A 22,033-nucleotide genomic window follows, 5' to 3' on the forward strand; every position below is an offset into this window, starting at 1 on the left:
GCGTGCTACATCGACTCGGTCAAGATGTGCAGAAGGAACCACACGGCACCACCCGCCACAGCGACCGTGAATATGGCCCGGCCGGCTTTCGAGCGGCGGATGCGGAACAGCCCGCGGGTGTTCTCGCTCAGGGTGTCGCCGTCCTTTCTGTTGAGCAGTGCGATCGTCTCGTAGACGACGAAGAACGCGACCCACGCAGTCCAGAGGATTGGGCTGATGTGGGTGCGGAGGAATCTGGCGGCGCGTCTCACGGGGTCTCCTCAGCGGTGCGGTAGCGCAGTCGGCATCGGCAGTTGATGGTCAGGTGGAGCGGGGCGAGCTGGTCGCCCGGGTAGCGCATGGGGTATCCGTCGACGTCGTACGGCTGAGTGACGGGCAGGGTGGTGCCGTCCACTGCGGCGTGGGAGGCCCGTACACGGTCGTCTCGGCGCGTGACCCAGGTGCGGATGATGTCCGGCCCGATCGCCGCGGCGGTGACGTTGGCGGCGCCGTTGACGGTGGCGACGGCGGTGGTCTCCGCGATGGCCGCGGCGGTGTGGCGTCCCATGTCGGTGAACGCGGTCCGGACGAGCGCCACCAGGTCGTTGATGTCGCTGGTCACGCTCTGGCCCTGCTCAAGCAGGGTCATGAGGCTGTCGAGGAACCGGCGGGCCGCGTCCTCGCCTGCGTACACCGCGTCCAGGATGGCGGCCGTGAGCGGGGTGTGCGCGGGCGGCTCGGGGGCGCCGAGGGCTGCCGCGGTGTGCTGCGCGGTCGTGTGGGCGATGCCGGCGAGGACGTGGGCGAGGTCGCCGGCGAGCTCGTCCAGCCATCGGTCCGTGCCCACGATGCGCTCGATGTCCAGCGGCGCGTCGCCGCCGCGGGTGTCGGTGGGCCCGTCGTCCTTCCAGTACCGCGTGCCCTTGCGGGCCTTCGGCGACCGCAGGCGCGCGATGATGACGCCTTGCTGCCGGTCGAACAGGGGGGCGAGGACTGCGGCCGCAGCCTGCTGCGCCTGGTCGAAGTCGTCGTCGGTGACCTCGAATGAGGATGTGGCACTGTCGCCGGTCAGGGCCTTGACCTGAAGGCCGCGGGCTTCGCTGACGGCGGCCGCGGCCTCGCCCGGTATCCGCTGCTCGCTCTGGTGTGCAGCTTCGACGGCAGCTGAGGCTGCACCCGGTTGTGCGGGAGCCGCGTCGGCGCGGGCCTGCGCGACGACCGATTGGGCGGCGCCTGGCCCAGTCGGCTGGTCGGCGTCGGCGCGGGCCTGAGCGACGGCCGCCGCAGCATCACCGGTAGCAGTGCCGTCCGCCGGTGGAATCGGAGCGTTGGGGTCGGCTCCGGGCTGTCCCGGCGGGAGCTGCCCGGCGGCGCCGTCGGGTGCGGCGATGCCGAGGGCTGCGGCGTCTTCCGGCCGGGCGGGAACGGGTGCCTTCTGTGGGGAGATCCACAGGGCGCGGCTGTGCGGGTTGTCGTACGCGGGCAGGCCTGCGCGGCGCCGGTACTCGTCAATGCTGATCAGCCCGGCGTCCCACTCCTCACGGGCCTCGGCGCGGCGCCGGCGGCGCGGCAATTCCAGTACCTCGACGGCGGAGGTGTCGAAGCGGATCTTCGCTTGCGGGTTGCCGAGGTCGCCGGCGAATGCGCTGGCGATCGTGGCGAGGTGGTCCAACTCTGTGTGGTTCCAGAAGTTGAACTCTTCCTGCTCGGCGTTGTCGAAGGTGCGGCCGCTGGCGTTGCCGAGGACGCTCTCGGGCACGCCGAACGCGGCGAGAATCTCGATCTTCGCGTTCTGCGCGGCATGCTCGTACGCCATCTCGCGCGGCTTGGCGGCCAGGTCCACATAGTTCATGCCGCCCGGGCCTGCGCCCACGACTGAGACGTGCCCGGCGTACTCGGAGCCGGGCAGGAACCGGGCCTCCAGTCGGTCCATCTCGGCGGGGCTGAGGGTGGAGGTGTCGACGGCGACGATGCCGCCTGGCCTCGCGTCGTTCTTGATGAAGGCGGTGTTGTACAGGCGGGACAGGTGGTCCAGCTCCACGCTGATCCCCGCGGCCTCCAGTGGGGTGACACCGGAGAAGGGATCGGTCGGGTGCGGATCGCGAATCCACCGGACACGCTCGGGGTCGAGCTCTCTCACCTCCCCGAAGAGGGTGGTGAACTCGTAGTGCGCGATGTACTCGCCGCGCGGGTCGGGGACGGGGATAACCCGGTCCGGCGGCAGTAGGTCGAGCCGGGTGATGGTGCCGCGATTCGAGCGCGTGACCTCAACGAACGCACCGCGCTTGGAGAGCAGGATCTGCGCGGAAAGGCGCTTGCGGAACTGGGAGCCGGTCTCAACCGGGTTGGCCTTGCCGTTGAGGACGCGGAGGAGGGGATGGTCCTCGATGACCTCTTCGAACTCTCCGTCTTCGGTCAGTCCGACACCGATCTGCAGGGGCAGGCGTGCGGCGTGCTTGCCGATGGTGTCGATGGCCTTGTAGACCCAGACGACGCGTTCGTACCCCTCGGTGACGACGCGGCCGACGTCCCAGCCGTCCGCGCGGCCTTCGGTGGACCAGATGTTCGCGGTGCCCGCGTAGGTGGTGGAGGTGTATCCGCCACTCCAGGTGATCGTCTTCGCTTCGGTGTCGTGGCGCCCGGACGTGATCAGCGTGCGGAGCGCGGGGAGCCATCGGCGCTTGGCCATGTCACGCCCCCTCGCTGCTCAGGAAGACGCCGACCGCGAGCACGAGTGCGAACAGGAGGGACCAGGGCGTCAGGTGCAGGGCGAGGCCGACGAAGATCCATAGGCCGAATGTCAGGGCGCAATACCCGGCGATGATCCGGAGGGCGGGCGGAAGGGGCGGGGCGATGGAGAGGACGGTGCCGCCGCCGACGGTGAGGGCCAGGCCGACCAGGAACAGCGTGACGAGTGGTTCGGCGGCGTACAGGGCCCCGAGCAGGCCGACCGTACCGGCACTGACCAGGAGAAGGCCGATCAGGTCGCGGGCGATGCGACGCCGGGGCGCTCGGTGGCCGGGGGGCGGGGTCTGCGTTGGAGGTTTCACGCGGCGGACCGTAAGGACCCGCGTTGGTTGCGTCTCGGGCTCAGTCGTCGCAGACGATCAGGGTGGCGAGGCCGAGCCATGTGGCTACCGTCGCCACGATGGCGACGATCGAGCTGAGCTGAGGGTCTCCGGTGAGGTAGTGGGTGCCGCTGCCGGAGAGGCCGCCGAGCAGCAGGCCGAGGAGGAAGATGGGCATGGGGCGCCCCTACCGCGGCCGGGAGACGCCGGCGACGTACGCGTTGATGCCGCGCCGCTCGATCTTGCCGCCGGGGATCAGCTTGGCGTTCGACGGCATCTCGGGGATCTTCCTCTTCGCGCGCTGCGTCTGGTCGCCGCCGATCAGGTGCCGGTTGTCGATCTGGGCCTCGCAGTCGATGTCAGCGACGTCCTCGTACGGTCGGCGGCAGTTGCGGCAGTACACCTCCAGGGCGTCCACACGGGTGCCGCCCACAGTGGTGAAGGAGCCCCGGAAGTCGGCGAGCTTGGCGACGCGGTCTTCGACCTTGATCTCTGCGGCCACGATCCACACGTGCGCGAGTGACTGTTCCGGCTCCTCGTTGACGGGAGTGGGCGGGGAGCTCTCCCGTGGCTCGGCGAAGAGGTCAGCGAAGGGGGTGAACGCGAGTTGGTCACTGACTACAGGGGTTGGCACAGTGTGGGTCCTCCCGGCGGCGATACAGCGGATCGTGGCCGAGCGTCAATGCCTGGCCGCCTCTATGGACGGAGTGACATCGGCATGCGTTACACCCTCCGTGCCCGGTGTCCGGTCAGCGGCCCAGTGCCGCTTCCCGTGCGGCGCGCGACCAGATTGCTTGCTGCCGCGTGGTGAAGCCCATCCGGTTCCAGTGAAAGAGGATGTGCCGAGCCAGGATGCCGCGGAGGCCGAGCCCGAGGCGGCCCTCTCGCGCGGCGGCGGCGAGGGCGCGGCCGCCGTCTTCCATTCCCGTCGCCCAGCTCCTCAGCGGCGCGAGCGGGCCGGCGGCGAGGACGGGGCCGGCATCGAGCAGGAGCAACCGCTGAAGCTGCTCCGCCATAGCGCTGACCCTGTCGGTGGGCACGTCATCCGGCAGTGGCCGGCGAGCTTCCACCTGTCCCCAGACATCTCCCTGCTCGCCCCATTCCAGCCCGGCGGCGCGCAGGAACAGGGCAGCGAGAAGAAGCGACGTTGCCTTGCCGTCGAGAAGGCCCTCGGTCCTGTCTGCGGCTTGGCGGAGATAGTCGAGGACCCCCACGCTGTCGGTGTGGAAGAGAGCGTGGGAGATGGCCATGCCGTCTGGTCCACCGAACGCCACGATCTCCGGCTCGTACAGCGACGGCGTCCACTCCTTCACGCCCCCTCGGGAGACAGCGCTGTCGAGCGCTTCCGCGACATGGGTGACTGCTCTCTTTTCCGGGACGTCCGGCCGGTGATGGATACGCAGGCGCCAGCAGGGGTGCTTGCGCAGGAACCACCACCGCTCGACAGACGCGTCGCGCAGGACCGGCAGGAGGTAGGCCTGTAAGACGCTGGCGGCAGGCGGGTAGTCAGCGAACTGGATGTACACCTGGTGCCAGCCGCCGGGCCGTGCTTCGAGGGCGGCCCGGCCTGCGGCGCGGTAGAGCTCGACAGCGGCCGCCAGCCGGCCGGGGGAGGTGCCCGCCCGCTTGGCGGCCTCCGCAATCGGAACCCCGCCGAGGACAGAGAGGACGGCGTCCTCGGCGGGGGTGGTGTTGTACGGCTGCACCTGGTCCGTCCCCTCAGATCAGCAGAAGGCAGGCGTCCCAGTCGGTGACGGACTCCGCGTCCGGTTCGACGCCCTGGAAGGCGAGAGCGGCACCGGCCGCGCCCTCGATGAAGCCGGGGTCCTGCGGGGCCTCGGCCAGGAGGAAGCGCTGAGGCGCGTGGAGCAGCCAGCTCGTGAGCCTGTTGGAGTTCTCGGCGTCCTCGGCGACGCGCTGCACGGTGCGCAGCAGTCCGCCGACGCCGTGGCAAAGGCCGCGGTTGGCGAGCAGATCGAGCTGCTGCTCGTTGGCCAGGCAGTGGAGTAGTGCGCGTTCGGCCATCCGCTTGCGATCCTCGTCGCCGAGGGCGATGCCGGCCAGTTGTTGGGCGCGGGCCAGCCCGGGAGTGCCGTAGCACCAGGACGGCGTGTCCGGCACCGCGGGTGCCGGGCCCGCCTCGCTGATCCAGCGGGACCAGCGCGTGCCGTGGTGGTCGCTCTGTCGTAGGCCGTCGAGCCAGCGGCAGATCCGCACCATGGCAGCGTCGTGGCCGTTCACGGTGACGCCGCGCCGCTTGGCCAGGGCGAGCAGGGCGAGTGGGCCGGTGATGCCGTGCGCTATGCCGGCGTTGGCGTGACCGCCCGGGGTGGCGGCCGGGTTGGAAACGGGAGAGTGGCTGACCCACCAGCCGGGCCGCTGCTCACCGGTGGGGCCGGTGACTGGTTCGGTGAGCCGGACCAGGTACTCCAGCACCAGCCGAGTCTCGTCACTCTCGGGCTGTCGGCGTAGGAGGAGGGCGCCGAGGCCGGTGAGTCCCCGGAACAGGTCGTACTCGGAGAAGGCGGCATAGCGGCCCTGATCGATGCGGGCGTGGGCGGCGGCCAGGCGCCGGCGGGTGTGTGCGGCCATGAGGCCGTCCAGAGTGTGCAGGGCTCCTGCGTACCGACCGCTGTCGCCTGCGGCTAGGTGCAGGACGTACGTCATCGCGGGGGCGCCCAGGAAGAGGCTGGCCTCATCGCCGTCGATCAGTGGGTGGACTTTGGCGAGTTGCCGGTGCACGTCCTGCCAGGAGGCGAGACCGCGGTGAGCGCGTTCGATGTCGAGGAGGGCGGTACCGAGGGGGCCGCGGGCGAGAGACTGCCGGAGGGCGACGGTGGTGTCGGTGATGGGCGGGGCGGTGGTCACCGCTTGGCTCCTTCGGTGCGGACGGTCCAGGACAGGGCGGCGGTGCGGGCGAGGCGGAGGCAGGTGGCTTCGGCGTCGGCATCGACGCCGGCTACGCGGTTGTGGTGCATGTGCAGCAGGGACGGGAGCACGATGGCCGGATCGGTGCCGGACGCTTCCAGTGCCTGGCGGTACTCGGTGAGGGCTGCTCGCCGCAGGCTCCACACTGTGGCGACATCTCGTCCCCGGGGGAGTTCCCGGAGAGCTGTCCGGGCGGGGTCTGGATCGGTGAGGCTTACGGCCAGGGCCCGTACGTCGCGCGGTGCAGCGGCGCCCGTGTTCCTTTGAAGGTTCTCCGTCAGCCATGCCCAGCCTGCCGCCGGGGAGGCGAGGAGGATAGTGGCTATGTCCACGATGCTGGCCGCGGTGACGGCGGGGCGGTCGCTGTCGCGGAGCGGCAGGACCAGCTGGGCGAGGGCGGCAGCGGAGTCGGCTGCGAAGAACCGCTCCGCGGCCTCCAGGGCTTGGCCGGTGCCGTAGCGTCCGATCTCCGGGGTGTCGGTGTCCCACTGCACCCGTTGGATCAGGCCCTCGCCGCGCAGCTCGTCTGCCCATGCGGCAACGCGCTGGGCAGCGTCCCCGAAAGTGCCCGGGGCGGGAAGGCGAAGGCGCAGCCGTACGTGGCTGTCGGGGTCGGCGTAGCGGACGAACCAGGAGTCGGGCCCTTGGGTTCCCCAGTCGATCAGCAAGCGGGGCAGGTGGATGGTCAGCACTTCGGGGATGCGGTTGGCGTGTGCGTACAGCTTCACGTACGCCCAGGGGGATGCGCCCGGCAGTCGGCCGATCGCCCGGTCCACCGTCGCCACCAGGTTGCGGGCGGGCGCTGGGGCAGGTGGCTGATCGGAGGCAAAGGGGACCGTGAGTTCGTGGGCGCGGCCCAGCCAGCCGAACGCGGTCTCCTCGGGCGCTTCGTGCAGGACCGCGGTTCCGGTGCGGTTCAGTTCGGCGCGAAGGAGCTGCTGATGCGCCGGGATGTCGAGGTCCAGGCGCAAGCGCTGGTCGTCGCTGCCCACGTAGACGGTGCGCGGCACGCCGTATCGGGCGCGCCAGTCGGTGAAGCGAAAGACCCAGTCGCCGTGGCTCAGGTCGCGCGCCCGGAGCCGCCAGCAGGCCGCGGACAGGATGGTACGGCCGAAGCGGACTTCAGGGAGGAACGGAAGCCGTTCTGCTGCTCCCCAGGCGAAGGGGAGCAGGACGGCGGTGTGTGCGCGGTGCAGCTCGCAGACGAAGCGGACCAGGGGGTGGGTGGCGCTGCTCAGCTCCACCGCGTTCATGACCGACGGCTCGATGAGCTGACTGGTGGTCAGCGACGCTAAGTACAGCCGTTGGTGGTCGGCGATGACCCCGAGGTAGTCCAGGTCGAGTGTGGCATCGGGGTAGTGCTCGGCCACGGACAGCACGGTCGGGACGACGGCCGGCGCCCGGCCGACGTTGCGCGTCCGAAGACGTAGCGGTGGGCTGGAGACCTGGGCGCGGGCGGCGCCGGCGGTGAGTGTCGGCAGGTCGGCGTACGCGGTGACCATGCGGTCCCGGTCGGGTCGCTCCAGCATGGTCAGGAAGCGGCCGGCCGTTGTGCCAGCGGCCTGGGAGAGAGCTGTGGCACTGAGCGAGAAGCGTCCACTCTCCAGGTCCCGCTCCGAGTGGGCGAGCACGCTGAAGCACAGCTCGACGTGGGCGGGGACCTGAATGGCCGCGCCGACGGACAGGGCCTCGATGTCCTCTTCGGTGAGGATGACGCTGTGCTGGTGGTTCATGGCGGCGCTCTGGGCGATGGCGAGCAGGTGCTCGTCTCGCTGGGTCGTGGCCAGCACCGGCCGCTTGAGGACGGTGCCGCGGTAGCTGACGGGGAAGCCGAGGCCCGTCTCCGGGTCGGTGAGCTCACGCAGAGGGACGACGGCGCCCATGCTGTAGCGCTCCAAGAAGCGCGCCCGGTAGTCCTGCCAGGCCGGGGTGCCGTTCGGGAACGGCGTGATGCGGGCCATCGCTTCCAGGGCGTGCGTAGCCTCGCGGACGACGGCCTCCGGCAGCACGATGTCGCAGTCCGGTCGGACGTTGACCATCAGGCTGCGGTCCGTGACGCCGGTGACGGTGTTCATCCTCGCGGTGGCCTTCGCGCGCAGTGGCCGTTGGTCGCTAACGGGGGCGGAGTCGTGGGAGGCGAGGAGCGTGCGGATCTGCCTCAGCTTCGAGGTGATATCGGCGGCGGCTTCGACCATCTCGAGCTGGTCGATCAGGTGCCTGAGCGGGTCGTCGCACGTCATGGGCGCGTGGAGGCTGCTCAGGAGGACCCGATGGCTGACTAGGTCGCGCAGCATCGCCTCGATCACGGCGGGCGGGGTGTCGGCGTAGTCGCTGGACAGCTTGGCCGCGAGGTCCCCGACGGTGATGGGGGTGCGGGCCAGGCTCAGCACGGCTTCGACCGCCGGCGTACGGCGCAGCGTCGTGTCAGTGGGGCCGTCGGCGCCCGGCTGGTGCTGAACGGTCACCCGGCTGCCTCGCACGGTGCAGGTGGCGTCGGCTACGACGGGAAGGTCTCGAAGTACGTTCAGGTCGCGTTCGAGGATCGCGACGACATCGTTCAGCCACACGGCGTCGGCTCGGGCGAAGGCGCGATGCGTGGAGCCCCACTGGACTCTCGGGGTGGGACCGAAGCGCACGGGGGCGGGTCCGGCGAACAGTCCGAACGGGGTGGCGCGGTACTGCATCCTGAGCAGGTAGCGGGCCAGGGATGCGGCCGTGCGTCTGATGGCGCGGGGGCTACGGCGGCTGGTATCTGCATGGCGGACGGAGTCAGCGAGGGCGGGGGCGGCGAACTCGATCGCGGCGGCCCTGTTGCCGTCGGTCCAGACCTGGGTGATCCATTCCCGCAGGCGGTCAGTGTCGGCGTCGTCGCCGAGCAGGGTGGGCCAGGGAGGCAGCGGTGCCGCCAGCGGGAACACAGACGCCCTGATCATGCCCGCGTCAACTGCTTGGTACATGGCTGTGCCTCCTTCGTGGTCACGGTGGTGCGGGGCCGGGTCATCCGGGCCCGGCCCCGCACCTGTCACGTCAGCCGCCGATGCAGGTGCTGTTGGAGCAGGCGGACTGGCAGGTCGAGCCGCAGCCGTCGCCGGTGTCGTTCAGCAGCGCGCCGACGATCGGGGTGGACTGGACGGTCTCGATCGTGAGGTCGAAGTCCGATCCGCCGTCGACCGTGAAGTCCGTGGCGGCCTTGAGGGTGGTGCTTGCGTTCTGCGGTGCCATCTCGTACGCCTCCTACAGGGGAGAGTTGTGTGTGCTCTGCCGACCTGGTCGCGACGCTGGCGGCGTCATGGCCAGGAGATCGTGACCCGCGAGTGGGGCCGGTCGATGATCCGGCCCGCGGGAAGCAGGTCGTCCGGCGTGCCGGCCGGGTAGACCGCGATGTGCGCGCGGTCGCCGCGGTGCTTGCTGTCCCATGTCTGCATCTCTGCGACCAGCTGCCCGGCGACGTCCAGGCCGCAGGGCCCGTGGCCGAGGGCCCCCAGCTCGAACCGGTCCGGGTCCTCGGTGCGCCGCACGGTGCGGTAGGCGAAGCTGTCTCCGTCCACCAGCGTGGGGATTCCGAGCGGGGAGGCGGAGGCGACCAGGCCACGCTGCCGGGCTGCGGGCTTGGCCGCCATGAGGGGCAGGTTGTCCAGCGCGGTCGTCAGCCACAGGTCCAGGTGCTCGTTGGACTCGTCACCGGCGAGCGTCACCCCGGACCACGCTTCCTGGCGGGGCATGGTCAGCGCCTCGGCGAGCGCCTTGGTGTCTGGCTCGGGGTGGCCGTCAAGGCGCAGGCCGATCTCCTCCCCCTCGGCGTCGTGGATGACGGCGACGTGCATGCGGTTCTCGCCCGAGCCCTGCATGGGGACGAAGCCGCACAGCTCGAAGCCATCGCTGATCAGCCGGTGGTCATCGCGGACGAAGGCGATGGTGCGGGTCATGCCGCGCATGCGCAGGGGGACGACGAGTCGACCTCCGGTGTTGAGCTGGTGCACCCAGGGCGACGGGATGTCGGCTGCCTGTACGGTGACGATGATGCGGTCGAAGGGCTGGAAGTCGACCGCTCCGCTGCCGCCGTCGGCGGTGAGTACGGTGACGTTCCGGTATCCGGTTGTCTTGAGGAAGTCCTTGGCACGCTGGGTGACGTCGTGGTCGATGTCCACCGTGACGACGCGACCGTGGTCACCGACCAGCTCGGCGAGGTAGGCGGCGTTCACTCCGCCGGAACCGATCTCCAGGACGTTCATCCCCGGCTGGATGTCGGCCTGCTCGATCTGCATGGCCTGGATGCGCGGGGCGGAGACCGAGCTGATGTCCACGCCGGTCTGGTCGGTCTTGGTGATCAGCGGAGCTTCGGCGTCGTAGCTCTTGGCCATCTCCACACCCGGCGCGGCCAGGTGCCGGGGGACCTTGCGGAAGGCAGCCACGACGCGCGTGCTGCGGGCAGCTCCGGTCTCGATGAGCTGCCGGACCATCTCCTCGCGCAACTGCTGCTCGCTGGAAGGGGAGTTCTGAGTGCTGTCGGTCGTCATGTCGGGGACGTTATCCACGTGCTGTCTCCTTCTCGGCGCCCGCGCGCCGAGGGGTAGTGGGCTGGTTGTGCAGTGGCAGGCGCAGGGCTTCGAGGTGGTCGAGCAGCGCGTCGACCGACCGGGCAAGGCGCCGGACCTGAGCGACGGGGTCGGAGGAGATACCTCGCGGGCCGAGCCGCGACTGGGCCTCTCCGCAGCAGGCGAGGGCGCAGGCCCTGGGGATCGCCGCCGTGGGCAAGCGGCCCGCGGCCTTCTCCACCTCGGGTATCAGCAGCCGAATGTTCCCCTCGAACAGGCCGGTGAGCGTCTCCAAGCCCTCACCGGCGGGCGCCTCGGCGTCTGGGGCCAGCGCCTGGGCGGTGGCGTTGCGCATCTCCACCACGTCCACCGGCCACATCTCAGGGGTGGATGCCGCGAGCTCCGCGGAACCCCTCTCAGCGTCTGTGCCGGTCATGGTGGCCACCCTCTCCTCCAAGGCTGAGATCGTTCGTTGTCTCGCGAAGAGGTAACCGCTCAATCACTCTCCGCGGGTACCGTGGGAAGGAGGTGGAACCGTGAACACCGTGAACGCCATGGAAGCTGTCGGGAGTTGAGGTCATGGCCACGAGGAAACGCACGCCCAATCCCGCCCTAGCAGGGCTGCTTGACCAGGCACGATGGACCCGCACACAGCTCGCTCAGCAAGTGAACCGGCTCGGACCGCAGGCCGGTTTGCACCTGACGTACGACCGCACGGCCGTAGCCCACTGGATTGCGGGAACACCGCCAAAGCCCGAGGTCAGACCGCTGATTGTCGAAGCGCTGTCAGCGCGCCTCGGTCGCCCGGTCACCCACGCCGAAGCCGGCTTACAGCCCGCAGTGTCCGGGGACGGGTCTGCCCGGCCCGACACTGTCGAGGAGTTGATAGACCTCGGAAGGGCGGACATGGACCCATCTCGTCGCGGCCTGTTGGCCGCCACCCTGTTCTCGGCAGCGCTCAGCGTTCCCCTGTTCGAGGGGGTCGCCCGTGCGGACGAACCCGTCACACCGGGGAAGGCAACCACGCGGATCGGCGCCTCCCAAGTCGCCTCGGTGCGCTCCATGACGGAGCGGATCGCGGACATCCTTGACGAGTTCGGCGCGGGCCACGCGCGCCCCATGGCTGCCGCGTTCCTCGTCAACACCGTCGGCCCGTGGCTGCGGGCCCAGGCCTCCGCGCAGGTGAAGCGCGACATGCTCGCCGCCGCGTCGGACCTCACGTACCTGACGGGCTGGATGGCCATGTACGAGAAGGCCCACGGCCTGGGGCAGACGTACTACGTCAAGGCCCTCAAGCTCGCCGACGAGGCGAGCGACCACGTCACGTACTGCCGCACGCTGCGCGGCATGTCGCTGCAGGCGTCGAACCTTGGGCACGGACGGATGTCGCTGGAGCTCGCCGACTCCGCGGCCGAAGCCGCACCGTCGGCCGGCCCACGGCTGGTGGCGTTCCTGCGCGGGCAGCAGGCTCACGCGGCCTCAATGGTCGGCGACCGCCAGCAGGCCCACGCGCGTCTGCGCGAGGCCGAGGAGGCTCTGTCGCGGGCCGACAACCGGCGCGACGCGATCGGCGGATACGACAGGACCGCCTACCTCTTCCACGTCAGCCACGTGCTCATGGAGGAGGGCGACCTGCCCGGCAGCATCAAGGCCATGCAGCAGTCCATCCGGTTCCAGCCAGCTCAGGAGCGGCAGGGCCGGGTGCACGCGTACGCGGTGCTGGCCCAGCGGCAACTGCGGCACGGGCATCTCGATGCGTCGTGTGACTCGTGGAGCCGCTTCCTGGACGAGTACGAGCACGTGTCATCCGTGCGAGGGGACGGCCATTTCACGACGATGCGCAAGGAACTGTCGCGGCACGCCAAGGCCCGACCGGTTCGCGAGCTGGCCGGCCGCGTGCGGGAAGTGGCGGCGCTGAAGGCGTGAACACAAGGGCGCCCCCGGGGAAGCTGTCGGCAGACCCCGGGGGCACCTTCACGATACGGCCAGTGGCCCCTGAGCGGCGCCCGAACGGTGCGGAATTCACACCTTGGGTCCGTCCGGCGGCCTACTCCGCTGCCGTGCCCTCGCTTCGGGGGAAGCCCCCCAGGGGCACTTGGTTGAGCGGGTCCTCCTGGCCCTCGGTCTCCGGCCTGTCGTACACAGTGTCCGCGGTGTGCGACTCCGCCGACCAGCGGCCTCGGCGGTTGCGTTCCCGCAGCGGTACGCCCGCCGCGACCATGTCGGTATTGGCGCCGGCTCGCAGGGAGTGCGCGGTGACCTTCTTGTTGGCGATGTAGGGGATGCCCGCGAGGTCCGCGAGGTGCTGGATGCGCTCGTTGAGTGCCCCGCCCTTCATGCGGTCGCCGCGCTTGGTCGCGAGGGTTCGGTTGGCCAGGTTGCCCTTGACGGTGAGGGCTCGGAAGAGGGGCTGGGTGGGGCCGTCGGCCCCGAGCTCTCTCAGCACCGAGAGCCAGGCCCGGGCGCGGGAGACCAGCCGGAGGTCTTCCCGGTCCTGGATGAACTCCGTGGCGCCCTTGGACTGCTTGTCCGTCTTGGAGGTGGCGGTGGTGACGATGAGCCCGCTTGCTGTGATCCTCACGTTCTGCACCAGCAGATCGGCCAGCTCGATGCGGCGGTGGAGGTTGCCGTACGCCAGGGCCAGCATGAAGGCGTCACGGATGCCGATGCTCGTGGTCTCGTCGCACTGCTGAAGGCAGCGCATCAGGTAGGGGATGGTCAGCGCGGCAGAGCGCTGAACCTCCCCGCCGGCGGCCTTCCAGTCCTTGCGCCACAATCGCAGCTTCCCGCGCACTCGGGAGGGGTCGGGCCGCCAATCCTCGGGCTGCCAGTTCCAGATCCGGCTCATGTACTGGCCGACGGTGTCGGGCACGAACTCGCCGGACTTGCCCCGCCGGATCAGGTGCAGGCCGTAGGAGGTGTACGTCGCCGTGGTGCACGGCCATGCCAGTCGCGGCGGTTTCTGCTCGGCGCACCACTCCTCGAAGGCCCGAACGGTCGAGTCCCGGTTGATGATGGTGTTCTCGGCCAGGTCCGGCTCGTCCAACTCGGCCTTGTCCTCGGCGGAGATCCGGAAGTCGTCATCGGTCCAGGCCGGCCGGGCGTCGGCGCGCGGCGGCATCTCCCCGGGCCCCAGCATGGTGTGTTGGTTGACCAGGTAGCGCACAGGCTCGACTGCCGGGCCGGCGCCGTCGTCCACCACCTCGGCTTCGTACACTTCCAGATCGGCCGCTACGCGAGCCCCGTCCGCCGTCATGACCCGACCTGGAGGGTGGCGAACTCCTTGCAGTTGGAGCAGCGCAGGACGGGGCGCTGGGGGTGCTGCTCAAGGGGGATGGGGCCACAGGTGGGGCACTTGCCGAGGGCGTTGAGTGCTTTTCGGGCGGGGTAGTTGGGGTGGTCCTCCCAACGCTCGGCCTCGGTGCGGAACCACTCCAGCCTGCGCACGGCGCCGACGACGTCGCGGTGCTCGATACACGCCTCGCCGTGACCGAGTGCGTAGCCGATGGACTGCCAGAAGAGCGGCGTGGTGACCTGCTCACTGGCCCGGTCCTTCACGAAGGAGTGCAGGGCGGTGATCTGGTCTCGCAGCTCGGTGAAGACGTCGGTGTCCGCGGCCGTGCTGACCGGTGGCGTGGGCCGGGACTCCTGCGGGCGGTATCCCTTGGTCACGTCCAGGACTCCGTCTTGGCCGGCGTCTGCACCGCGAACGCGGCTTTGTAGTCGGGGTGGTGGTGCCAGGCGGCGGCGATGTAGCGCAGGGCCTGCCCGAGGCCGTCGGCGACACCCGAGGCGTAGTCGGGTCCGGCGGCTTTCAGGTTCGGCAGGATCTCGTCGTAGGCGCCGAGGAGATCCATCACCCCCGTCGCGAGGTTCTCCGCTTTGCCGTACTCCGGGCCCATCGCCTGGAGGCGATCACTGACAAAGCGGATCAAACGCATGTTCTCTTCGGTTTCGCTCATACCTCTCCTTGCTCGATGCTCGCCGGTCACACCCTGCCAGGTGGCGGCTATTCCAGGGAGAATAGCCGGTAAGGGCACCCTAATTGATCCGAGCGGGGGAGAGGAGCGCGCCACGCCAGCGTGTAGAACCCGGGTTGAACCCGGGTCAGTTCTGCGAGAAGCCCTGAGAGCTCCGCGCCTCTTCGGCGCCGCGGAGCCCACCGCACTGCCTCGCAGACATGCCGAAGAGCCGCGCCACCCTGACACGGTTCGCTTCTTTTACCTGGCTGGAGAGTCGATACTTATTCCTCTTCGCCTAGTATTTTGAGGACCCCTGATCTCCATTTAGTTTCCCAGAGATGCTTGATGTCCTCTCTGTGCTCTTGCGTGGGGGACAGGTTGTCGGGTAGCTGCATAACGGCAGCTCGTAGACCGTCGGCTTGGCTGTCGCGGAAACAGGCGTCCGTGGCGACATGCACTACAACCGACCACTGGCCTAGGGCCACGTCTCGCTCTGGCGCCCTGTGCACTGTCGCCTCGGAGCAGTCGAGCCAGGCCGTGGGTACGGTGGCCGGCGCTGCCGTGCCGAGGTCAGGCAGCACGAGCAGGGCGAGAAGGTACTGCTTTTCACGCGGTCCCTCCCGCCTGAGCTTGCCCGCGACCTTCTTCTCCAGTTCGCTCTGCACCGTGCGCGGGTGATTGGCGAGCCAAGGAAGCAGGTCATGGTTCCATTTCCACGCCGCGTATTCGCCTCCCGCGTCACTCCATCGCTGCTTGAATGCGGAGAGCGCTTCGAGAATCAGTTCGTTCGGCTTGACCGGCAGGTACGAGTGGTACGCGTCATCGCGCACGTCCAGGAAGAAGTCATCGAGAACCCTTCTCGCGCCTTTCACCTCAAGCAGTGTGTAACTGTAGGCGGAAGACACCGACGCTGGGTCCGTCTCGGCAGGCGGCGTTTCCCGTTCGGGGTCGTGGAGGAATCGACCGCTGTCGCTGAGGTTCTCGATATCCTCGGGAAGCGGTTCGACCGGCGTGTCGAGAACCTTCTTCAGCCGATCGTCAAGTTCCTCTCGCGAGAACACAGGCATATCCACTGTGTCGTCATCCGGAGAGTGTTGCATCAGATCCCACAGGATGGACAGGTACGAGTTGGCCTTGCCGGAACCGGCGGCGGTCTCGACTCGACCGGGTTCGAGACTACTGACGCCTCGCTGCATGGTGGGGCCACCCCACTCCTCGACGATGAACCTCACTTCTGCCCCTCTACGTCGCTGTCCCTCAGCTTGCTGAGCTTGGCCCTTGCCCGGGCGAGCCGAACTCGCCGGTTGCCCTCGGTGATACCGAACTCCTCGGCCTGTTGCCGCTTCTCGTAGCCTGCCGCCTTCATCATCAAGAGCCGTTGGTCGTTCTCCGGGAGGCTGCGGATCTGGTCCCGGAGGTGCGCTAGGGCGACACAGTTGTCCGGACTGGAGGTCGCTGACGCGGGCCACTCACCGAACCTCTCGGCCGGATCGCACAGAGATTCCCGCCGACTCGCTCTCTTCCTGTTGAAATCGAGGAACCGTTTCAAAGCTTTGTCCCAGAAATAGCCTTCGGGGCTCTCTATGTCAGCCCATTCCTTCATTGAGGTCTCTGTGTAGGCCTGCTGTAGGACATCTTCTGCATCTTGCTGTGACAGCCGGAATCTGCGCATCGCCCGGCGCAAGAATCTGCTGTACGTCGCACCGAAGAACTCCTCGAAGGAGGCCCACTCGTCCTGTGCGCGCGGCGCTTCATGGCTCACGGCTCCCCGACTCCGTCATCTGTTGCTCGGTCCCGGCTGCACGCCGACCTTCGGGGACGTGCAGGAGCGGCCCCTGCGGAACCTGCTCACCTGAAGAGACGTACGTCGGGGGCGAGTTGTTACACCGGCGTCGGGCTGGACGTGCACGACCGCCCTGTGCCACCCTGTGAATCCAGGCTCAATCCAGGGTTATTAATCAGAGACAGGACACGACATGAAGATCACCATTGAGTGCGAGGACCCGGCACCGCCGGAACTCGTGGCCGCCGTGACGGATCTGATGGCCCGCATCGGCCCGCAGGCCTCTGTCTCGACCGACGACGGGTGGACCGTCGAGCGGGCCGAGAAGCTGCTCCGCGACACCAACCCCCGCACCTTGCTCCTGTTCGACGCAGCGATCGAGGGAGAAGGATGGGTCGACGGACCCGCCTTCCGGGAGAAGTGGGGGGACAACGCCCTCCGTGGGCCCTCGCAGACCATCACGAAGGCCATCAAGCGCGGTGCTGAGCGGGGCCATTGGTCCGCCGACATCACCCCGCCGTTTACCCCCACCACGCCGGACAAGTCGGGTTGGTCGAAGACCGGCGGCTACTACCTCGGCGACGGACTCCTACCCGTCTTCCGCGAAGCCATGAAGCGGTACAAGGAGAGGAGCCGCGGCGAATGACCCGCCAGACGCAGGCGCCGATCGAGCACACGAACTTCAACCCGATGTTCCGGCGGGCCTCCGCCATCGTGGACGACGTGAGGCGAGGCAACTTGGATCTGCACCCGCCGTACCAGCGCGGCAGCGTATGGAACGACGAGCAGCGGATGAACCTCATCGAGTCGTGGCTGTACGGCGTACCAACCGGGCCGATCGTCCTGGTCGACCGGGCCAACGGCAAGTGGAAGACCGAGGACGGCCAGCGTCCCCTGTACGACGACGTGGACGTGGCCATGTGGGGCTGCGCGGATGGGCAGCAGCGCATCACCACGGCCATGGCCTGGTTCGATGGCGAGTTCGCAGTCCCTGCCTCCTGGTTCGATGGCGAGTTTCTCGAGACGACGGAGGAGACCGCGGACGGCCCGTACGTCCGCTTCACCGGCCTGACCAAGCCAGGTCAGCTCAAGTTCGACTTGCACCTGGCGTCCTTCCAGGTGTCTGAGGACAGGACGTGCACCGGCATGGCGGACGAAGCCCGGACCTATCTGCTGATCAACACCTCGGGCACCGCGCAGACCAGTGCCGACCTCGACAACGCCCGGCGTGTCGCCGCAGGAGGCTGAGATGGCGGACCTGAAGGAGAGCAGGACCCCGTGGCGCTGCGAGGTCGACTGGCACGCGCACACGAGCGATCAGCGGGGGGCGACGTGCCGGCCGGACACCCTGCTCCACCCCGAGCTCTCGGACGAGCAGGGCAAATACCCGCCGCAGACCTCCAGGCCAAACCTGGCACAGCAGTCCCTTGAGGGACCTGAGTAGCAGCACTTCCATGACGCCCCGGGCGCACGAGCGAGCGCCCGGACTTCAACGCTCCGAAAAAGGACAACCCCACATGCAGCACTACACCGAAGACCCCTTGATGGACGGGCCGCGCCGCGAGCACCAACTGTTGCTGGAGCCCGTCGGCACGACGACCGGCGTGCTCATCACGGCGGCCCTGTTCGCCGCCGGCTGCGCGGCGGGGGACTGGATGGACCCCCGCCCGTACGACCTCCACGCCCACATGGAGGGCTTTGACCAGCACATGGGGGAGGTACAGCGGAAGGTCCACGAGACAGAAGCCTCCGAGGCGAGCCAGGGTGACCGCCCCGACGAGGAGGCGTGACGTGGTGTTCCGGCTCAGCGCGAAGGAGGCCGCGCGCTACCCCGGCCTCCGTGCCCGGCTCGATGCTCAGCGGACCCCGCAGAAGCAGCCGGCGAAGGCCCGCACGGCGGCCGCGGGGGGCTCCTCGGCGTACGTCGAGTGGGAGCCCGCTGAGGAGATCGGCGACGCTCGGCACTGGATGCTCGACCTGCCCGACATGGAGCTGATCAACGCCAACGAGGTGCGCCGCTGGCACTGGGGGAAGGAGCGCCGCGTCGCCGCGTCGATACGGGAGGCCACCGCGGTGCTCGCCCGCTCGCTGAAAGTGCCTCGGCTGACGCTGGCCCGGGTGGTGTACGTGGTGCACCCCAAGGCCCGCACGAGGGTCTTCGACCCGTCAAACTGGGCCCTGTCAGCAAAGGCCGCTGTGGACGGCCTCCAGGACGCGGGAGTGTTCGAGGACGACAACGCCTCCGTGGTGACGGGCGTTGACCCCCGGGCCGGTCAGCGCCAGCACGGCGCGCAGATCAGGATGTCGCTGGTCATCATCGACCAGGGGAGAGGGGAAGAGCAGTGAGGGAATCGACGGCCGCCGCGGTGACCGCTGAGAAGCGAGTGAGTGACCTGCTGGAGGAGTCAGGCGTACGCGACAGCCTGATCCCGACGTACGCGAAGGCGTTCACCGCGCTGTACGCAATGGAGTTCGCGGCGCAGCTCCGCGCGGAGGGTTTCGAGGAGGCCGCCGCGCGGCTCCAGCCGGACCCTGCCGTCATCGAGGCCGCGTGGGGTGAAGAGTGACCGCATGGCCGCCGACGTGGTGAGCGATTGGGAGCCGGCGGTACCTCTGCCGGCCCCGTACGCCGCGGTGTAACGAATCCGCGGGTCACTCCGTCTATCCGGTGCACGAGCCCCCTGAGATCGGCGCACGTCGGCATGGCAAGCAGGGGGCCGTGCTCGGGAGGGACACCGTGAGCACTGCCACTACCGTCGAGCGCGCCGAGTTGCTGCGCGAGGCGTCCTTGACGATATGCGGCCGGCGTGAGGGCAAGACGACGTCGTGCACCTCGTGCCTGCGGAAGGCCGACGCTGTCGTACGTCTGGTCAAGGGATCGGACCTGAACACGGTCCTGGTCCCGCGTATCGCGGACATCATCTGTGGCTCGGCGGGGCATCCCTGCGGGTTGTGCTGGGACAAGGCCACCACTCTGGTCCTGGAGCTGCGGCCGTGACGTTCGACGCGCCTGAGCCCCTGTTCGTGTGGGCACGTGTGCGTGCCGGTGAGCTCGAAGCCGTCTCGATGATCCCGGTGCTGGGTGTCTCCTGGGGGAGGATGCGGCCGGTCAGCCTGCGGCACGCTGTCCGGCGGGCGAAGGTCAGGCTCTTCAACGATGGCGCGCTGTGCGAGTCCTGTGCCGGGGCGTATGGCGATGTCCCGGGACCGTGCGCGGACGCCCGGAGACGCTGTAGCCCGGTCCGCCTGACCATCTGGACGGGCACGTGCGAGTACCCGCTCACGGACGACCTGCTGACGGTGTACCCGTCGGTGAGCCGGCTGCGGCTGTTCGCCCGGACTCTGGGCAACCGCACCCTGTTCTCCACCGTGGAGGTGGGCGCGGCCGAGTGGACCGGTTCCACTCCCGAGCAGAGGCACGCGATCATGCGGGACGTGGTGGAGCGCCTGAAGCGGAGCGCTCTGGGCGAGGACACGGCCGGCATCCGCACGTTCATCATGGACGGCGAGCGTGAGATCCCCTACCCCGCCAACTGGACTGGGGCGTCTGCCGATCATCGCCGGTACGCTTCTCCCATAACTGCATAGCCGGGTATCGGCCCGGTCCGACTGTGGCGCACGAGCAAGCGCCCCGGTTCAACGCTCCGATTACGACCAGGAGGGCATCCATGCCTTGCGCCACCGTGATCTTTTCCGGCTTCGGCACCCCGTCCTGATGTGACGTGACGAACCCCCGACCTGGGGTTTTCGCCGCATTCCACGTCACGTCACTTCCCGGGGAGACTGCTGTGCCTTCGCATGACTCGATATTGGCGCGCGCCGCGCTGGGGACCGCGGGCGCGCTGGGTTCGCTGTGCCGCTGGTGTGCGCGCCGCCGCTACGAACTGGCTCCCGGCGCCGCGTCGACCGGTCTGACGGGCCTGTCGTGGCTTCACCACCTGGACGGCGTCAGCCTCGGTGAGCACATCGTGTACGGGGTGGCGACGGCCGCGGCCGCGGGCCTCGCCGCGGGGGGGCTCAAGCACAAGCACAGGGGCGTGGCGGCGGCCGGGGCGAGCGGCATGGTGGTGCTGGCCGACGCGTGGATCGGTGCCGGCCTCGGCCCGTCCGTGCCGTCCCTGATCGCGAGTGCGCTGGCCACCGGCGGCGCGTACGCCATGTACGTGCCGTGGCTGGTGAAGTCGCGTCAGCAGCAGCTCTCCCTCCAGGTGAAGGCGGCGAAGTCCGGCGTCACCGCCGAGGGCCTGGGTACCAACACGCTCGCCCCCGGGCTGACCGGCGCGACCGCGGAGGAGACCGCGCTGCTGCGCGCCCTGGTCGCGATGCTGTCTGTGCCCGCGGTGGACGTGACATCGCTGGACTACACGCCCTTCGGGTGGCGGGCGGTCATCGTGCTGCCGCCTGGCCGCAACACCGCCCCGCAGAAGGTCATCGCACGCAAGGACCAGCTCGCCGCGAACCTCGGGCTGCCCGGCAAGCTGCGTCTGGCCCGGGGAGAGAAGGACAACGAGCTGGTCGTCTCCCTGTACGAGTCGGACCCGCTGGCAACGTCGATCCCGTGGCCGGGCCCGTCCACGCGGACGTGCACGGAGCCGGCCGTGCTGGGCATGGACGCCTTCGGCAACCCGGTCCTGATCCCGCTGCTGTACAACCACGTGCTGATCGGTGGCTCGACGGACAACGGCAAGAGCGGTGTGCAGAGCGTCCTCATCGCGTACGCGGTCGCCTGCGACGACGCCGAGGTGCTGCTCATCGACATGAAGCCGGGGGCGGTGGAGTTCGGCCCGTGGCGGGACTGCGCCCTCGCGCTGGCCGATTCGCCGAGTCGCGCGATGCAGCTGCTGAAGCTGGTGTGGGCGGAGGTCGAGCGCCGCGGTGCGCTCTTGGCCGAGCTCGGCGAGAAGAAGTGGGTGCCGGGCAAGCACGGTCCGGCCTGGTTCGTGTTCATTGACGAGCTGGCCGAGCTCGTACGCCGGGTGCCGCAGGCCGCGAAGCTGATCGAGTCGCTGCTCCAGGTGGCGCGGTTCGTGGGCATCACTCTGGTGTGCGCCACTCAGTCGCCGTCGAACCGGGTGTTCGGCGGGTCAACCGACGGGCGCCAGCAGTACCAGGTGCGTATCGGGCTGGGCGCGAAGGAGTCCACGACGTCGAACCTGATCTTCGGGCCGGGGGCGTACGGGGATGGCTGGTGCCTGGACGAGCTGGACGCGCCGGGCAAGTTCCTGCGCTGGGACCGCGAGCACCAGGTCCCGGTCGAGGCCCGGGGGTTCTGGATGACTGACGAGGACGTCGCGGCGACGAGCCATCGCTACGCCCGGGAGGAGGGCGAGAGCGAGGCCAGGGAGCATCCGGAGCCGTCGCCGGACCCCGACGACGACTCGCCTCCGCCGATGCCTCCCCCGCCGCCGTCCGGCGGTCCCGGGGGCGGCCGTCCCGTGCTGCGCGCGGTGCCGGTGTTCCCCGACGGAACGGAGATCGCCGACGAGCGTCATCTCGCGCTGTGGCAGGCCGTCGAGAAGGCGGGCCCGCAGGGCATCACCGTGGACGACCTGGTGGCGCTCGACCTCCCCCAGTTCGCCGCTCGTTCCTCGGTGAACGGGCCGCTGGGGCAGTGGCGTCGCAAGGGCTGGGTCGAGGAAGCGGGGAAGAAGGGCCGGGCGATGGCCTACCGGACGGTGCCGCGGCACGCGGTCGAGGAGGCGCCGGAGGCCGTGGAGGACTCCGAGTCGGCCACGGTCAGTGGATGAGGGGCCGTCAGTGGCCCATGACACTATCCGT

Annotated in this window: 26 protein-coding genes; 10 read left to right on the plus strand and 16 right to left on the minus strand. The window is 69.2% G+C overall.

Annotated features, from left to right (window positions below; genetic code table 11):
* Positions 1-5: 5 nt before the first annotated feature.
* The 11 genes from DDW44_RS30805 to DDW44_RS30850 form a co-directional block, all read right to left on the minus strand.
* Entirely contained in the window at positions 6-251 is a 246-nt protein-coding gene (locus DDW44_RS30805) for a hypothetical protein (protein ID WP_244224164.1), read from the minus strand.
* The gene (locus DDW44_RS30810) at positions 248-2,668 is read right to left on the minus strand and encodes a phage portal protein (RefSeq protein ID WP_108908575.1); all 2,421 of its coding nucleotides are present in this window, start codon (positions 2,666-2,668) and stop codon (positions 248-250) included. The genes DDW44_RS30805 and DDW44_RS30810 overlap by 4 nt, the downstream gene beginning before the upstream one ends.
* A 1-nt stretch (position 2,669) precedes the next feature.
* Positions 2,670-3,029, minus strand: a complete 360-nt coding sequence (locus DDW44_RS30815; protein ID WP_108908576.1) for a hypothetical protein — start codon at positions 3,027-3,029, stop codon at positions 2,670-2,672.
* A gap of 40 nt (positions 3,030-3,069) precedes the next feature.
* Positions 3,070-3,225 carry a hypothetical protein gene (locus tag DDW44_RS32295; protein WP_167455557.1) on the minus strand — a complete coding sequence of 52 codons (156 nt, stop codon included), beginning with the start codon at positions 3,223-3,225 and terminating at the stop codon, positions 3,070-3,072.
* Positions 3,226-3,234: 9 nt separating this feature from the next.
* Positions 3,235-3,681 (minus strand): hypothetical protein, encoded by a 447-nt coding sequence (locus DDW44_RS30820; protein WP_244224165.1) that lies wholly within the window; start codon positions 3,679-3,681, stop codon positions 3,235-3,237.
* Between the two features lie 115 nt (positions 3,682-3,796).
* Positions 3,797-4,753, minus strand: coding sequence for a thiopeptide-type bacteriocin biosynthesis protein (locus DDW44_RS30825; protein WP_108908578.1), 957 nt, complete (start codon positions 4,751-4,753; stop codon positions 3,797-3,799).
* A gap of 13 nt (positions 4,754-4,766) precedes the next feature.
* Positions 4,767-5,915, minus strand: coding sequence for a lanthionine synthetase C family protein (locus tag DDW44_RS30830; protein WP_108908579.1), 1,149 nt, complete (start codon positions 5,913-5,915; stop codon positions 4,767-4,769).
* Entirely contained in the window at positions 5,912-8,932 is a 3,021-nt protein-coding gene (locus DDW44_RS30835) for a lantibiotic dehydratase (RefSeq protein WP_244224166.1), read from the minus strand. Before DDW44_RS30835 ends, DDW44_RS30830 begins: the two co-directional genes overlap by 4 nt.
* A 70-nt stretch (positions 8,933-9,002) precedes the next feature.
* Positions 9,003-9,197, minus strand: a complete 195-nt coding sequence (locus tag DDW44_RS30840) for an FxLD family lanthipeptide (protein ID WP_108908581.1) — start codon at positions 9,195-9,197, stop codon at positions 9,003-9,005.
* A 65-nt stretch (positions 9,198-9,262) separates the two neighbouring features.
* Entirely contained in the window at positions 9,263-10,492 is a 1,230-nt protein-coding gene (gene fxlM / locus DDW44_RS30845) for a methyltransferase, FxLD system (RefSeq protein WP_244224167.1), read from the minus strand.
* A 10-nt stretch (positions 10,493-10,502) separates the two neighbouring features.
* Entirely contained in the window at positions 10,503-10,946 is a 444-nt protein-coding gene (locus DDW44_RS30850) for a DUF6415 family natural product biosynthesis protein (protein WP_208648030.1), read from the minus strand.
* A gap of 143 nt (positions 10,947-11,089) precedes the next feature.
* On the opposite strand from DDW44_RS30850, the gene DDW44_RS30855 reads away from it, so the two are divergent.
* Positions 11,090-12,436, plus strand: a complete 1,347-nt coding sequence (locus DDW44_RS30855; protein ID WP_108908583.1) for an NsdA family TPR-like regulatory protein — start codon at positions 11,090-11,092, stop codon at positions 12,434-12,436.
* A 121-nt stretch (positions 12,437-12,557) separates the two neighbouring features.
* On the opposite strand, the gene DDW44_RS30860 is transcribed toward DDW44_RS30855, so the two are convergent.
* The 5 genes from DDW44_RS30860 to DDW44_RS30880 all read right to left on the minus strand — a co-directional run bounded on the left by DDW44_RS30860 (position 12,558) and on the right by DDW44_RS30880 (position 16,234).
* Complete coding sequence (locus tag DDW44_RS30860; RefSeq protein WP_167455558.1) at positions 12,558-13,727, minus strand: tyrosine-type recombinase/integrase; 1,170 nt, start codon at positions 13,725-13,727, stop codon at positions 12,558-12,560.
* Positions 13,728-13,762: 35 nt separating this feature from the next.
* Entirely contained in the window at positions 13,763-14,182 is a 420-nt protein-coding gene (locus tag DDW44_RS30865) for a hypothetical protein (protein WP_108908585.1), read from the minus strand.
* Positions 14,179-14,472, minus strand: a complete 294-nt coding sequence (locus tag DDW44_RS30870) for a hypothetical protein (protein WP_146207074.1) — start codon at positions 14,470-14,472, stop codon at positions 14,179-14,181. Before DDW44_RS30870 ends, DDW44_RS30865 begins: the two co-directional genes overlap by 4 nt.
* A gap of 281 nt (positions 14,473-14,753) precedes the next feature.
* A complete protein-coding gene (locus tag DDW44_RS30875; protein ID WP_108908587.1) occupies positions 14,754-15,704 on the minus strand; it encodes a hypothetical protein in 951 nt (316 codons plus the stop codon).
* Positions 15,701-16,234, minus strand: a complete 534-nt coding sequence (locus DDW44_RS30880; RefSeq protein ID WP_108908588.1) for an RNA polymerase sigma factor — start codon at positions 16,232-16,234, stop codon at positions 15,701-15,703. Before DDW44_RS30880 ends, DDW44_RS30875 begins: the two co-directional genes overlap by 4 nt.
* A 214-nt stretch (positions 16,235-16,448) precedes the next feature.
* Here DDW44_RS30880 and DDW44_RS30885 point away from each other — a divergent pair, with 214 nt between their 5' ends.
* The 9 genes from DDW44_RS30885 to DDW44_RS30925 all read left to right on the plus strand — a co-directional run bounded on the left by DDW44_RS30885 (position 16,449) and on the right by DDW44_RS30925 (position 22,002).
* Complete coding sequence (locus tag DDW44_RS30885; protein ID WP_108908589.1) at positions 16,449-16,901, plus strand: hypothetical protein; 453 nt, start codon at positions 16,449-16,451, stop codon at positions 16,899-16,901.
* Positions 16,898-17,503 (plus strand): DUF262 domain-containing protein, encoded by a 606-nt coding sequence (locus DDW44_RS30890; protein WP_108908590.1) that lies wholly within the window; start codon positions 16,898-16,900, stop codon positions 17,501-17,503. Before DDW44_RS30885 ends, DDW44_RS30890 begins: the two co-directional genes overlap by 4 nt.
* A gap of 1 nt (position 17,504) precedes the next feature.
* Entirely contained in the window at positions 17,505-17,699 is a 195-nt protein-coding gene (locus DDW44_RS30895) for a hypothetical protein (protein WP_108908591.1), read from the plus strand.
* 73 nt (positions 17,700-17,772) lie between these two features.
* Complete coding sequence (locus tag DDW44_RS30900) at positions 17,773-18,045, plus strand: hypothetical protein (protein ID WP_108908592.1); 273 nt, start codon at positions 17,773-17,775, stop codon at positions 18,043-18,045.
* Position 18,046: 1 nt separating this feature from the next.
* Positions 18,047-18,601: a RusA family crossover junction endodeoxyribonuclease gene (locus DDW44_RS30905; RefSeq protein ID WP_108908593.1), complete on the plus strand. Its 555-nt coding sequence runs from the start codon at positions 18,047-18,049 to the stop codon at positions 18,599-18,601.
* The gene (locus DDW44_RS30910) at positions 18,598-18,822 is read left to right on the plus strand and encodes a hypothetical protein (RefSeq protein ID WP_108908594.1); all 225 of its coding nucleotides are present in this window, start codon (positions 18,598-18,600) and stop codon (positions 18,820-18,822) included. The genes DDW44_RS30905 and DDW44_RS30910 overlap by 4 nt, the downstream gene beginning before the upstream one ends.
* Before the next feature lie 170 nt (positions 18,823-18,992).
* Complete coding sequence (locus DDW44_RS30915; RefSeq protein ID WP_146207076.1) at positions 18,993-19,253, plus strand: hypothetical protein; 261 nt, start codon at positions 18,993-18,995, stop codon at positions 19,251-19,253.
* Positions 19,250-19,843, plus strand: coding sequence for a hypothetical protein (locus tag DDW44_RS30920; RefSeq protein ID WP_108908596.1), 594 nt, complete (start codon positions 19,250-19,252; stop codon positions 19,841-19,843). The genes DDW44_RS30915 and DDW44_RS30920 overlap by 4 nt, the downstream gene beginning before the upstream one ends.
* A 200-nt stretch (positions 19,844-20,043) precedes the next feature.
* Positions 20,044-22,002: an FtsK/SpoIIIE domain-containing protein gene (locus DDW44_RS30925; RefSeq protein WP_146207077.1), complete on the plus strand. Its 1,959-nt coding sequence runs from the start codon at positions 20,044-20,046 to the stop codon at positions 22,000-22,002.
* Positions 22,003-22,033 lie beyond the last annotated feature (31 nt).

This window comes from Streptomyces tirandamycinicus (genome assembly GCF_003097515.1).
GTDB lineage: Bacteria > Actinomycetota > Actinomycetes > Streptomycetales > Streptomycetaceae > Streptomyces > Streptomyces tirandamycinicus.

What these genes read in the sequence shown, in the direction of transcription:
- DDW44_RS30810 (WP_108908575.1), bottom strand. Translation starts at nt 2,668, where the DNA reads ATGGCCAAGCGCCGATGGCTCCCCGCGCTCCGCACGCTGATCACGTCC.
- DDW44_RS32295 (WP_167455557.1), bottom strand. Translation starts at nt 3,225, where the DNA reads ATGCCCATCTTCCTCCTCGGCCTGCTGCTCGGCGGCCTCTCCGGCAGC.
- DDW44_RS30835 (WP_244224166.1), bottom strand. Translation starts at nt 8,932, where the DNA reads ATGTACCAAGCAGTTGACGCGGGCATGATCAGGGCGTCTGTGTTCCCG.
- DDW44_RS30840 (WP_108908581.1), bottom strand. Translation starts at nt 9,197, where the DNA reads ATGGCACCGCAGAACGCAAGCACCACCCTCAAGGCCGCCACGGACTTC.
- fxlM (WP_244224167.1), bottom strand. Translation starts at nt 10,492, where the DNA reads ATGACGACCGACAGCACTCAGAACTCCCCTTCCAGCGAGCAGCAGTTG.
- DDW44_RS30850 (WP_208648030.1), bottom strand. Translation starts at nt 10,946, where the DNA reads ATGACCGGCACAGACGCTGAGAGGGGTTCCGCGGAGCTCGCGGCATCC.
- DDW44_RS30855 (WP_108908583.1), top strand. Translation starts at nt 11,090, where the DNA reads ATGGCCACGAGGAAACGCACGCCCAATCCCGCCCTAGCAGGGCTGCTT.
- DDW44_RS30870 (WP_146207074.1), bottom strand. Translation starts at nt 14,472, where the DNA reads ATGAGCGAAACCGAAGAGAACATGCGTTTGATCCGCTTTGTCAGTGAT.
- DDW44_RS30885 (WP_108908589.1), top strand. Translation starts at nt 16,449, where the DNA reads ATGAAGATCACCATTGAGTGCGAGGACCCGGCACCGCCGGAACTCGTG.
- DDW44_RS30890 (WP_108908590.1), top strand. Translation starts at nt 16,898, where the DNA reads ATGACCCGCCAGACGCAGGCGCCGATCGAGCACACGAACTTCAACCCG.
- DDW44_RS30895 (WP_108908591.1), top strand. Translation starts at nt 17,505, where the DNA reads ATGGCGGACCTGAAGGAGAGCAGGACCCCGTGGCGCTGCGAGGTCGAC.
- DDW44_RS30900 (WP_108908592.1), top strand. Translation starts at nt 17,773, where the DNA reads ATGCAGCACTACACCGAAGACCCCTTGATGGACGGGCCGCGCCGCGAG.